This is a genomic window from Campylobacter helveticus, from assembly GCF_002080395.1.
Lineage (GTDB): Bacteria > Campylobacterota > Campylobacteria > Campylobacterales > Campylobacteraceae > Campylobacter_D > Campylobacter_D helveticus.
The window spans coordinates 490,276-501,972 of the sequence record NZ_CP020478.1; the positions used below are offsets into that span (position 1 = coordinate 490,276).

12 protein-coding genes are annotated in these 11,697 nt (G+C 33.3%); all 12 read left to right on the top strand.

Annotation, left to right across the window (positions count from 1 at the left end; translation table 11 throughout):
• The 12 genes from CHELV3228_RS02595 to CHELV3228_RS02650 are packed head-to-tail and all read left to right on the top strand — an operon-like array spanning position 1 to position 11,662.
• On the top strand, positions 1–393 hold the full coding sequence (locus CHELV3228_RS02595) for a sugar 3,4-ketoisomerase (protein WP_082199405.1): 393 nt from the start codon (positions 1–3) through the stop codon (positions 391–393).
• On the top strand, positions 393–929 hold the full coding sequence (locus CHELV3228_RS02600) for an acyltransferase (RefSeq protein ID WP_082199406.1): 537 nt from the start codon (positions 393–395) through the stop codon (positions 927–929). The genes CHELV3228_RS02595 and CHELV3228_RS02600 overlap by 1 nt, the downstream gene beginning before the upstream one ends.
• Positions 926–1,939 carry a GNAT family N-acetyltransferase gene (locus CHELV3228_RS02605; protein ID WP_082199407.1) on the top strand — a complete coding sequence of 338 codons (1,014 nt, stop codon included), beginning with the start codon at positions 926–928 and terminating at the stop codon, positions 1,937–1,939. Before CHELV3228_RS02600 ends, CHELV3228_RS02605 begins: the two co-directional genes overlap by 4 nt.
• A complete protein-coding gene (locus CHELV3228_RS02610) occupies positions 1,940–2,740 on the top strand; it encodes a formyl transferase (protein ID WP_082199408.1) in 801 nt (266 codons plus the stop codon).
• Positions 2,737–3,372: a glycosyltransferase family 2 protein gene (locus tag CHELV3228_RS02615; protein WP_082199409.1), complete on the top strand. Its 636-nt coding sequence runs from the start codon at positions 2,737–2,739 to the stop codon at positions 3,370–3,372. Before CHELV3228_RS02610 ends, CHELV3228_RS02615 begins: the two co-directional genes overlap by 4 nt.
• Complete coding sequence (locus CHELV3228_RS02620; protein ID WP_141081303.1) at positions 3,365–3,757, top strand: hypothetical protein; 393 nt, start codon at positions 3,365–3,367, stop codon at positions 3,755–3,757. The genes CHELV3228_RS02615 and CHELV3228_RS02620 overlap by 8 nt, the downstream gene beginning before the upstream one ends.
• Complete coding sequence (locus tag CHELV3228_RS02625) at positions 3,714–4,787, top strand: glycosyltransferase family 2 protein (RefSeq protein WP_082199411.1); 1,074 nt, start codon at positions 3,714–3,716, stop codon at positions 4,785–4,787. Before CHELV3228_RS02620 ends, CHELV3228_RS02625 begins: the two co-directional genes overlap by 44 nt.
• 9 nt (positions 4,788–4,796) lie before the next feature.
• On the top strand, positions 4,797–5,891 hold the full coding sequence (locus CHELV3228_RS02630; protein ID WP_082199412.1) for a DegT/DnrJ/EryC1/StrS family aminotransferase: 1,095 nt from the start codon (positions 4,797–4,799) through the stop codon (positions 5,889–5,891).
• Positions 5,891–7,075: a glycosyltransferase family 8 protein gene (locus CHELV3228_RS02635; RefSeq protein WP_082199413.1), complete on the top strand. Its 1,185-nt coding sequence runs from the start codon at positions 5,891–5,893 to the stop codon at positions 7,073–7,075. The genes CHELV3228_RS02630 and CHELV3228_RS02635 overlap by 1 nt, the downstream gene beginning before the upstream one ends.
• Positions 7,076–7,132: 57 nt before the next feature.
• Positions 7,133–8,587: a murein biosynthesis integral membrane protein MurJ gene (gene murJ / locus CHELV3228_RS02640; RefSeq protein ID WP_082199414.1), complete on the top strand. Its 1,455-nt coding sequence runs from the start codon at positions 7,133–7,135 to the stop codon at positions 8,585–8,587.
• The gene (gene cysS, locus CHELV3228_RS02645; protein WP_082199415.1) at positions 8,574–9,944 is read left to right on the top strand and encodes a cysteine--tRNA ligase; all 1,371 of its coding nucleotides are present in this window, start codon (positions 8,574–8,576) and stop codon (positions 9,942–9,944) included. Before murJ ends, cysS begins: the two co-directional genes overlap by 14 nt.
• Positions 9,944–11,662 carry an ABC transporter ATP-binding protein gene (locus CHELV3228_RS02650; RefSeq protein WP_082200732.1) on the top strand — a complete coding sequence of 573 codons (1,719 nt, stop codon included), beginning with the start codon at positions 9,944–9,946 and terminating at the stop codon, positions 11,660–11,662. Before cysS ends, CHELV3228_RS02650 begins: the two co-directional genes overlap by 1 nt.
• Positions 11,663–11,697 lie beyond the last annotated feature (35 nt).

Below are 11,697 nucleotides of genomic sequence, written 5' to 3' on the forward strand. Positions count from 1 at the left end.
ATGAATTGTAAGGTAATGAAATTAGATGTAAAGGCTGACGAGAGGGGGAAATTGGTAGCTTTGGAAAATTTAAAAAATATCCCTTTTGAGATTAAAAGAGTGTATTATATCTTTGATACTAAGCCAGAATTTCAAAGAGGGGGACATGCACATAAGCATTTGGAGCAACTTATCGTCGCTATGGATGGCTCCTGTGAGTTTGTGTTAGATGATGGAACTAAAAGGCAAAATGTGTTTTTAAATCGCCCAGATATAGGGCTTTATATAGGTAAAAATATGTGGCGGGAAATGCGAAATTTCTCATATGGTTGTAAGCTAATGATTTTGGCAAGCGATTTTTATGATGAGAGTGAGTATATCCGCGATTATGATGAATTTTTGAGGCAGTTTTAATGTATGCAATATATGTTTGGATATTTAATAAAATAGAGAATTGTTTTCATAATTTTTTGAAACATTCTTGTGATCGTTTGAGTATAAGAGCTGTTAAATTTATTGCTTTTTACTATCCAGATGCGAAAATTAGAAAACTTTATTTAAGACGCTTAGGCTTCATTATGGATGAGGGGACTTTTTCAAATTTAGGTTTAAAATTTACAATGAATGATGATTTTAGCCCTTGCGTTTTTGTCGCTAAGAGAGTTTCTATCGCTCCTAATGTTACTTTTATAGCAAATAGTGAACCCAATAATTCTTTACTTTTGACCCAAAATTCTTATGTGAGGGAAAAATTAATTAAAAAAAATATAAAGATTATTGTTGAAGATGATGTTTGGATTGGTGCAAATGTAACTATAATGCCCGGTGTTAGACTTAGAAGAGGCTGTATTATCGGTGCCGGTGCTGTGCTAACTAAAGATACTGATGAATTTGGTGTTTATGCCGGAATTCCCGCGATTAAAATTAGACAATTAGAGGGCTTTAAATGATAAAAATTTCCATTTATGAGGAAATAAAGATTAAAGAGTGGAATTTATTTAATCAAAATGCTAAAAATGGAATCTTTATGTTTGATAGAAATTATATGGATTATCACGCTGATAGATTTATGGATCATTCATTAATGTTTTATGAAGATTCTAAGCTTATCGCCCTTTTACCTTTAAATATCAAAGATTGTGTATTATATTCTCATCAAGGGCTAACTTTTGGTGGGTTTATCACTAATTCCATAATGAAGCAATACAAAATGCTTGAGTGTTTCGAGGCGTTATTAGAGTATATGCGAGAGATTAAGGCACAAAAGATGATTTATAAAGCAATCCCCTATATTTATCATAAATACCCCGCACAAGAGGATATATATGCGTTGTCTCTCTTTGGGGCAAAGCCCTGCCGCACAGATTGTTCTTCAAGCATTAATTTAGCACATTTACTTTCAATGCCAAAGGGTAGAAAAGCACAGATTTCTAGGGCAAAGCGTGAAGGTGTGGTTATAGAATCTTCCACCAACTTCCCTGCTTTTATCACACTATTAAATGAAGTCTTGCAAACAAAGCATAATACACAAGCTGTGCATTCAGCCAAAGAGTTAGAATTACTTCATAATAGATTTAAAGAAAATATTACTCTCTACATTGCAAAACAAAATAATGAGATTCTAGCAGCTACTTTGCTTTTTATCTATCCAAATCTCGTGCATACACAATATTTAGCAACAAGTGAAAAGGGCAGGGCGGTAGGTGCGCTAGACTTACTTATAAAAACATTGATAGATAAATATGCTACAACAAAACAATACTTTGACTTTGGAATCTCCACAGAAAATAATGGCTTATTCTTAAACGAAGGACTTATCGCACAAAAAGAGGGCTTTGGTGCAAGGACAATTGTGCATAGTTTTTATGAGCTGAATATTAACGGGGGGGGGGGGGGGGTAACTCTTCTAAAAAATAATCGCGTAATTTTTCATACAAGCTTTGCAAATGAGGTGGCATAGATGAAAGTTTGCATAGCTGGAAAAAATGATATTGCCGTTAATGCTTTGGAATTTTTACTTACATTTTATGAGCCAAAAGATTTAATCGTGGTGCCTAATCAAAATGATGAGGGAAAGGACACTTGGCAAAGATCCTTAAAAAAGGTTGCTCAAAAATATGGCGTAAAAATTGTGAGTTTAGAGGAATGTTATAGTGTGAAAGATTTGCTTTTTATTTCTTTAGAATTTGATTTAATTATCAAGCCTGAAAAATTTGTAAGCAAGAGGCTCTTTAATATTCATTTTTCAAATTTGCCTAAATATAAGGGTGTTTATACTTCCATAATGCCTATTTTATATGGAGAAAATGAGGCTGGAGTCACTTTGCATTATATTGATGATGGGATAGATACGGGCGATATTATCTCTCAAAGACTTTTTAAAATAGGTCTTAATGATACTGCTAGAGATTTGTATTTTAAATATCTTAAAAATGCTTTTCTGCTTTTTAAATTAGAATTTAAAAAATTAGAAAGTGGAAATTGTAAGCGACAAAAGCAAGATTTAATAGGAAGTTTTTTTACAAGAAAAAGTATAGAATTTGAAAGAAAACTTGATTTAAATAAGACGAGTTTTGAAATTCACAATGAACTTCGTGCATTTATTTTTGAAGAATATCAACTTCCACAAATTAATCATTTTCAAATTGTAAAGTCAAGACTAAGTAAAAAATTTATTGGAAGAAAAGTTTTTAAGGAATTTGATGATAAATTTATACTTTCTGGTATAGATGGATTTAAGATTGAAGCGAGGAAAAAATGATTCAAATTTCAATTATAATGCCTTGTTACAATAGTGCTAAATGGGTGGATAAAGCTATTGAAAGTGTGCTAAATCAAACTTATTCTAATTGGCAGCTTATATGTGTCGATGATGGCTCAAGTGATGAGACTTTGGAAATTTTACAAAGATATGCAAATAAAGATGATAGAATTTTGGTTTTACACAAAGAAAATGAAAAAAATGCATTTAAAGCAAGGCAATTTGCCATTCCTTATGTAAATGGTGAGCTTTTAACGCATTTAGATAGTGATGATATGTTTGAATTAAATTATTTAGAGCTTGGCTTGAAGCGTTATGATGAAAGTGGGGCGGATATTGTTGTGGGTGATATGGTTTATGGAGAAAAGAGATATGTTTGCATCGATAATGACTTAAAATGGCTTCACAAAATAATTAATGGTAGGGAGGCATTTGAATATATAATTGATTGGCGTATTCGTGGATTTAGTCTTTATAAAAGTCTTTTTGCAAAAAAATATTATGATGAGAACTATGAGGGAATGAATGCGGATGAATTTTTAACAAGAATTTTATTTTTAAATGCTTCTAACATAGCTTTCTTCACGGGGGGGGGGGGGGGTAGTTTTTGCAAATTTACAAAGTGTGACTAGGCGATTGAGTCCAAGACTTTTTGATACTTACAAAACAGCAGAAAATTTAGAAAAACTTGCAATCTCTCTTAATTTGTCTCATAAAATTTTAAAAAAACTCAATCAATCAAGATTTAATATTTTTTATGGAAATTTAAAAATGTATTTTAAAAATCGAAAACAATTTAATAAAGAAGAAAAAGAGGAGATAGAACGACATCTCCTTGAAAATTACCAAAGCTTATCTTTTTATACCTATAAGATCGGTTTTGTGGATTATATTTTTTATAAGGGTAAAGATAAATGTGGCAAATTTATGATATTATTTAATTTCTTTAAATTTTATTATAAAAGGCTGTCTAATGGCTTCAAAAATTTCGATTTTATGTCCAAGCTTCAATCATGAAAAATTTGTGAGATTTTTTATAGAGAGTGTTTTAAGGCAAAGTTTTGAGAATTTTGAGCTTATAATTGTAGATGATTGCTCTAGTGATGATAATGTAAAAGAGATTGCTAAATTTAAAGATGAGCGCATTAAACTAATACAGCACGAGTATAATAAGGGCATAAATGCAGCACTAAACACCGCTTTTGAAAACTCAAACGGAGATTTGATTGTGTTTTGTGCGAGTGACGATATTTTCGAAGATAATGCTTTAGAACGCATTTATCATCACGCTTTGGAAAATCCTGATATTTTAGCTTTTGTTCCCAATACGCGAGTCATTGATAGGGATAATCAAATAACTTCTAAGGAAGCTTATTTAAAACTTAGAGCAAGAAGTGAATTAATCAATCAGTTTTTTATGATGGGAAATTGCTTAAGTTCTGTGGGATTAACGATAAGAAGAGAGCTTTTTTCAAGCACACTTTATCCCTTAGATGTGTCAATGTGTAATCATCAAGATACGCAAATGTTTATTAAAATTTTGAAAAATGGAGAAATTAAGCTTATTGACGAATTTTTAATACGCTATCGTTTTGATCCTAAGACAAGCAATATTTCCGTTCGCACAGAACGCACGATGAAGCGAGAAGAAATGGAAAGCTATATGCTAATGGAGACTTTTTTAGAATTTGAGGATATGGCTTTGTTAGAAAAAGCTTTTGCAAATGAGATAGGGGAGTTTAATGTCAAACCCGAAAAGGAAAATTTAAGATATTTTTTAGGCTTAATGGCTTTAAAATCTCCTATTTTGATGCGAAAATATTGGGGCTATCATAAAATTATGCAAAGTGTTAGCACAAATTTGCCAATTTTACATAAAAATTACAGCTTTGATTTTAAGCAATATTTAGCCCTAATAGATCATTTAGAAGAAAAAAATACCAAGCGTTTTATGCAATATAAAAAATATAAAAAAATTTCTAAAATTTCTATTATTCTCAATTTTGTTATAATTTTTGTTTTTTTAATTTTTATATTTTTAAAATAGGAATTTTATATGGTTAAATTTTTAGATTTAAAGAAAGTAAATGAGCGTTTTAATAAGGAATTTGAAGTTAAATTTAAAGAGCTTTTAGATAGCGGTTGGTTTCTTTTGGGAGAGCAAACGAAACTTTTTGAGAAGCAATTTGCAAATTATTGCGGTGTAGAACATTGCATAGGTGTGGCAAATGGCTTGGACGCCTTAAGACTTATTATTAGGGCTTTTGATTTTGAAAAGGGGAGTGAAATTCTTGTCCCAGCAAATACTTATATTGCTTCCATTTTGGCTATTAGTGATAATGATTGTAAGCCTATTTTGATCGAGCCTGAGCTTAGAACTTATAATATTGACCCAAATCGCATTGAGGCTAACATTAGCTCTAAAACTAAAGCTATTATGGTGGTGCATTTATATGGTAAAGTTTGCGATATGGATAAAATTTCTACAATTGCACAAAAATATAGTTTAAAACTCATTGAAGATTGTGCTCAAGCTCACGGAGCAATTTATAGTGGGCAAAGGGTGGGAAGTTTTGGAGATGCGGCTGGTTTTTCTTTTTATCCGGGTAAAAATTTAGGTGCTTTAGGCGATGCTGGTGCTGTTCTTTGTAAAGATGAAGCTTTAGCGACTAAAATAAGAGCTTTGGCAAATTACGGTTCTTTAAAAAAATATGAAAATATTTATCAGGGACTTAATTCAAGACTTGATGAATTGCAAGCGGGAATTTTAAGCATTAAGCTTAAGATGTTGGATAAAGACAATGAGGCAAGGCGAAGGATTGCCCAAATTTATCTTAAAAATATTAAGCATAAAGATGTCATTTTGCCCTGTTGCGAAAAAGAAGAAGGGCATGTGTGGCATTGTTTTGTGATAAGAACGCCCTTTAGAGACGCTTTGGTAAAATATTTGAAACAAAATGACATTGAGACCATCATTCACTATCCTATAGCCCCACACAAACAAGAGTGCTATAAAGACTTAAGCCATCTTTCTTTGCCACTTAGTGAACAAATTCATAATGAAGTATTGTCTTTGCCTATTTCTCCTGTGATGAGTGAGGAAGATGTGTTAAAGGTGGCTGATTTAATTAACAATTTTAAAGGGTTTTGATGTATCATATTTTTTTAACCGCTGATGAAAAATATGTCAAATTTTCGAGTGTTTTGATGAGTAGCATTATCAAAAATGCGACAAAAGCTTATGAAAAAAAGCCTTTTTGCTTTCACATTTTAAGCGATTTTGTAAGCGATGAAACGAGGCAAAAGCTAGAAAATTTGCAAAAAGCTTTGTGCGAAATTTACCCTTGCGAAATCATAATCCACATCCAGGATAATGCCAAATTTGACAAATTTCCAAGTTCAGGTGCAGCACAAAATAATAAACTTTCTTACTACCGCCTTAAAATGATGGCTTTTTTAGATGAAAGTGTCAAAACTTGTCTTTATTTAGATTCTGATATGCTCGTTTTTGATGATGTAAGAGAGCTTTTTGCTCTTGATTTGAAAGATAAGATTGTCGCTGTGGTGGGCGATATGGGAAGTAAGAAAGCCAAGATTAAATTTAAAGAAGCAAATGAAAAGAAGATTTTTTATTTTGATGAAAATTATTTTAACGCGGGTTTTTTGCTTATCAATGTGAAGGAATACAAAAAGGCACAAATTGAAGAGCGTTGTGAGGACTTAGCGTCAAAATGTTTTTATATTAAAAGTGCAGACCAAGATTTGCTTAATGCCTCTATAGAGCCTAAAAGGCGTTTAAAGCTTGATTTTGCTTGGAATTTCTTTGTCAATGCCTACGCTTATGTGATTACAAAAGATGATAAAAAAGGCTATTTAAACTATACAAGAGAAGAATTTGAGAGGAGTTTTAAAAATCCTAAAATTCTTCATCTATGCTTTAAGCCTTGGAAATTTTTACGCTCTTTTAATGATAGTAAGGGGCGTAATGTCAATGATTTATGGTGGGAGGAAGCGGTTAAAACTCCTGCTTTTAATACCGAGCTTTTAGAGCTTAAAAGCCACATTAAAGACCATTTGCTTTATGCAGGGCTTGGTGCGTTATTATACCGCTACACAAAGAATTTTAATTTGCTTAAAATTTCACGCTTGATAAAATATCAAAATGAGGATTTAAAAATCGCACAAAATGCCCAAAATTTCAGTGATAAAGACTTTGCTTCTTTTTTGTTTTTGGGTGAATTTATCTTACACGCTAGGGCAAAGCAAAAAAGTGCTTTTAGTGTATTTTTAAAGACTTTAAAGCATATTAGAGCTTATGAAAAATATGCGCGTTAAAAAGCGTTAAAATAAGCTTGTTAGAATTGTTGCTTATTTTAATTTAGAGTAGAAAATTTGGTATTTAAAAATTATATAATCAATGCTCTTGGTATTTTATTTTCTCGGATTTTAGGACTAGCTAGAGATGTTTTAATAGCCCTTTTTTTAGGGGCTGGGCTTTATAGCGATATTTTTTTTGTCGCACTTAAAATGCCTGCTTTTTTTAGACGCATTTTTGCTGAGGGTGCTTTTGGGCAAAGTTTTTTGCCAAATTTTGTCAAAGCAAGGAAAAAGGGTGCATTTTGTGTAAGTGTGCTTTTACAATTTGGCTTCATTGTCTTTTTATTTTGCCTTTTAGTAAGTTTTTTCGCCTCTTTTTTTACTAAAATTTTTGCCTTTGGCTTTGATGCAAAGACCATAGCCTTAGCCTCTCCTTTGGTGGCTATTAATTTTTGGTATTTATTTTTCATCTTTGTAGTAACCTTTTTTGGTGCCTTATTAAATTATAAGCACAAATTTTTCCTCACTTCTTTTTCCGCTTCTTTGTTTAATCTTAGCATAGTTATCGCCGCTTTTTTCGTGGATAAAAATGACCCTCATCAAACGCTTTATTACTTCTCTTACGCCACGCTTTTAAGTGGGGTGGCACAGCTTGTTTTGCATCTTTTTTCCTTGAAAAATAATGCGGCGGTTAGGGCTATGGGCTTAAGCATTAAGTTAAGGCGGTATAAGGCGAATTTAAAAGGCTTTTATAGCACATTTTCTCACGGAGTTTTAGGCTCTTCAGCGACTCAAATCAGCTCTCTTTTAGACACAACCATAGCAAGTTTTTTAATCACAGGAAGCATTTCTTATCTTTATTATGCTAACCGTGTTTTTCAACTTCCCCTTGCACTTTTTGCTATCGCTCTTACTCAAGTTGCCTTTCCTAAAATTTTAAGACTTTTAAAAAGCAGTCAAGAAAAAGAGGCTTTAGACTTTATGCGTAAGGCTTTAGCAGGACTTAGCTTTTTGCTTGTTGTTTCAAGTGTAGTAGGGATTATTTTTGCGAAAGAAATTTGCGTACTTTTGTTTGAAAGAGGTAATTTCACGCAAAAAGATAGCCTTTTAAGTGCTTATGTTTTGATGGCTTATTTGCTAGGTCTTTTGCCTTTTGGCTTACAAAAACTCTTTTCTTTGTGGCTTTATGCGGAATTTAAGCAAAAAATAGCCGCCATTATCGCTATAAAATCCCTTATTTTAAGTGCTTTTGTTTCTATCGTTTTAATTTTTTTGATTAAAGATGAGAATTTAAAGGTTTTAGCGGTGGCATTTGCGAGTTCTTTAAGTGCTTTTTATTTACTTTTGGCTAATATTAAAGAATTTGGTTTTAGGCGTTTTTGGAGCTTAATTTCTTGGAAGAAAAGCCTTTTAGCCTTAGTTTTTTTAGCTTGTTTTTCTTATTTGCTTTTAGAAAGTAAAATGATGATAATTAGCGTTTTAATAGAGTTTTTTGAGTGGATTAAAGGAGGCTTTAATGCTTTTATTTGATAGTGTGAAAAAAGAAAAATTAGCCCTTAAAAAAGAGGGCGTTGTTAATATGTATTTGTGCGGTCCTACGGTGTATGATGATGCACATTTAGGACACGCTAGAAGTAGCATTTGTTTTGATTTATTAAGAAGGGTTTTGCTTTCACTTGGAAGAAAGCTTTACTTTGCTAGAAATTATACTGACATTGATGATAAAATTTTGAAAAAAATGCAAGAAAGTGGCGAAAGCCTAGAGCAAATCACACAAAAATACATCGCCCATTATGAAAGAGATATGAAAAATTTGCGTGTTTTAGAGCCTGACTTAAAGCCTAAGGCGACCGAATATATTAAGCAGATGATAGAGCTTATTTTGCGTTTGGAAAAGCAGGGTTTTACCTATACTTTAGAAGATGGAATTTATTTTGATACAAGTAAAGATGAAGCGTATTTAAGTCTTTCAAAACGCAGTTTTGAAGAGACTAAAACAAGGCTTTTAGAGCAGAAAGAAAAGAAAAATGAAAGTGATTTTGTGCTATGGAAATTTGACGAGGGCTTTTATGCTGCACCCTTTGGTAAGGGGCGTCCGGGCTGGCATAGCGAGTGCGTGGCGATGATAGAGGCTTTATTTAAGGACGGACTTGATATACACGCTGGGGGGGTGGATTTGCTTTTTCCGCATCACGAAAATGAGGCGGCGCAGTGTCGTTGTGCCTTTCATAAAGATTTAGCCACGCACTGGCTTCATAATGGCTTTGTGAATATAAATGGCGAAAAGATGAGTAAAAGCCTTAATAATAGCTTTTTCATTAAGGACGCTTTAAAAAAATTTAGCAGTGAGGCTTTGAGGTTTTATTTAATGAGTGTGCATTATAGGGCGCATTTTAATTATTCTTTGGAGGATTTATCCCTATGTAAAAAGCGTTTAGATAAGCTTTACCGCCTTAAAAAACGCCTTGATTTAAACGAATTAGAAGACAAGCCTAAAAAGTGTGAAAGAGAGCTTTCTCTTACTATTTTGCAAGCCTTACAAGATGATTTAAACATCTCTAAGGCTTTGGCTTTGTTTGATGAATTTATAGTCAATGCAAATTTAAGGCTAGATGAAAGTAAAGATAAGGGCTTAAGAGAGGATTTGAGGGAGGACTTTAAGGAGCTTGCTTTGATTTTGGGTGTGGGCTTTGAAGATGCGATTTTATATTTTCAGCAAGGCTTTGATGAAACACAAAAGGCGTGGATAGAGGAGCAAATTTTTAAACGCACAGAGGCTAAAAAGGCGAAAAATTACGCTTTGGCAGATGAGCTAAGGCATAATTTAGCAGAATTTGGCGTCTTGCTTTTAGACACGCCGCAAGGCACGATTTGGGAGAAAGCTTAATGAGTTTAAAAGAAATTTTATGGCGTTTTAAGCCTTTTTATATCGCGTATTTTAGGTATTTTTTACTTGCTTTTTTGGGAATGGCATTAGCAGCCTTAGGCACGGCGGCTAGTTTTCATTCCTTACAGCCTATTTTGGATTATATTTTCATAGAAAAAAGAATTGATTTGCTTTATATCGTGCCATTTTTTATTGTTTTTGCGTATTTGGCTAAAAATGTCGGGCTTTATATGCAAAGCTATTATATCGCTTATATTGGCACAAATATTTTAAAAACCTTGCGTTTTAAGGTGCTTGAAAATCTTTTGCGTTTGGATATGGAATTTTTTAAGCGTTATAGAAGTGGGGAATTGATGAGTCGCTGCACAAATGACATCGGTGCATTGCAAAGTATTGTTTCGACTTTAATTCCCGAGCTTTTAAGGGAGTTAATGACAGCCATAGGGCTTATTAGTGTGGTGATTTATAATAGTCCAAGATTGGCTTTTTTCGCTCTTATCGTGCTTCCTTGTGCGACTATTCCTTTGTTGTGGTTAGCTAGAAAGCTTAGAAAATATGCCAAAAACACTCAAGAAACGGGCGCGGATTTGCTCTCTCGTTTGGGAGAAATTTTTACGAATATCGAGCTTATTAAGGCAAACCACACAGAGCAAAAAGAACTTATGAAATTTGATACACACAACGAAAGGCTTTGTAAGGTAAATTTAAAAATAAGCAGGGTTGATGCACTTATCTCTCCTACAATGGAGCTAATCGGCTCTTTGGGCGTTGCTCTTGTGATAGTGATAGGTGGAAAAGAGGTGATTGAGGGGCGTATGAGTGCTGGAGCGTTTATCGCCTTTGTGTCGGCTCTTTTTGCCCTTTATCAGCCCATAAAAAAAATAACAAGTTTATATGGAAGACTTCAAACTGCCATCGTGGCGAGTGAGCGGACTTTTTATTTACTTGATTTAAAACCTGAAATTAAGGGCGGAGAAGATGAGCTTGGGTGCATTGATGAGGTGGAATTTAAAGATGTGTATTTTGCTTATGATGAAAAAAGCGTGTTAAACGGACTGAATTTAAATTTTAAAAGGGGAGAAATTTTAGCCCTTGTGGGGGCAAGTGGCGGTGGAAAATCTTCTATCATAGGGCTTTTATTGCACTTTTTTAAAAGAAAGAGTGGGGAGATTTTGCTAAACCACGAAAGTATAGATAAATTTAGTCTTAAATCTTTGCGTTTAAAAATGGCTTTGGTAACGCAGGATATTTACATTTTCAACGAAAGCATAGCCGAAAATGTCGCTTATAGCGAGGAGCTTGACGAGCAAAGGGTTATAGAAAGCTTAAAACTTGCCAACGCTTATGAATTTGTGGAAAAAATGGGAGGTATTTATACTCAGCTTTTTGAAAATGGTAAAAATTTAAGCGGAGGGCAAAAACAAAGAATTGCCATAGCAAGAGCCTTGTATAAAAATCCTGATTTGCTTATTTTTGATGAGGCGACTTCAGCACTGGATAATGAAAGCGAAAGGGCTATCGTTAAAACTATAGAAAATTTAAAAAAAGATAGACTTATTTTACTTGTCGCACATCGTCTAAGCACCGTGGAAAATGCAGATAAAATCGCTCTTATAGATAAAGGTAAGGTTTTAGCCTGTGGGAGTGATGCACAGCTTTTAAATACTTGTGAGGCTTATCGTAAATTAAAAATAAAAAACGATGAGACGAAATTGTAAGGATTTTTTGCTAGAATTTGGCATTTGAAAGGATA

Excerpts from the sequence above, each read along its gene's own strand:
- CHELV3228_RS02595 (WP_082199405.1), top strand. The coding sequence starts at position 1 with ATGAATTGTAAGGTAATGAAATTAGATGTAAAGGCTGACGAGAGGGGG.
- CHELV3228_RS02600 (WP_082199406.1), top strand. The coding sequence starts at position 393 with ATGTATGCAATATATGTTTGGATATTTAATAAAATAGAGAATTGTTTT.
- CHELV3228_RS02605 (WP_082199407.1), top strand. The coding sequence starts at position 926 with ATGATAAAAATTTCCATTTATGAGGAAATAAAGATTAAAGAGTGGAAT.
- CHELV3228_RS02610 (WP_082199408.1), top strand. The coding sequence starts at position 1,940 with ATGAAAGTTTGCATAGCTGGAAAAAATGATATTGCCGTTAATGCTTTG.
- CHELV3228_RS02615 (WP_082199409.1), top strand. The coding sequence starts at position 2,737 with ATGATTCAAATTTCAATTATAATGCCTTGTTACAATAGTGCTAAATGG.
- CHELV3228_RS02625 (WP_082199411.1), top strand. The coding sequence starts at position 3,714 with ATGGCTTCAAAAATTTCGATTTTATGTCCAAGCTTCAATCATGAAAAA.
- CHELV3228_RS02630 (WP_082199412.1), top strand. The coding sequence starts at position 4,797 with ATGGTTAAATTTTTAGATTTAAAGAAAGTAAATGAGCGTTTTAATAAG.
- CHELV3228_RS02635 (WP_082199413.1), top strand. The coding sequence starts at position 5,891 with ATGTATCATATTTTTTTAACCGCTGATGAAAAATATGTCAAATTTTCG.
- cysS (WP_082199415.1), top strand. The coding sequence starts at position 8,574 with ATGCTTTTATTTGATAGTGTGAAAAAAGAAAAATTAGCCCTTAAAAAA.
- CHELV3228_RS02650 (WP_082200732.1), top strand. The coding sequence starts at position 9,944 with ATGAGTTTAAAAGAAATTTTATGGCGTTTTAAGCCTTTTTATATCGCG.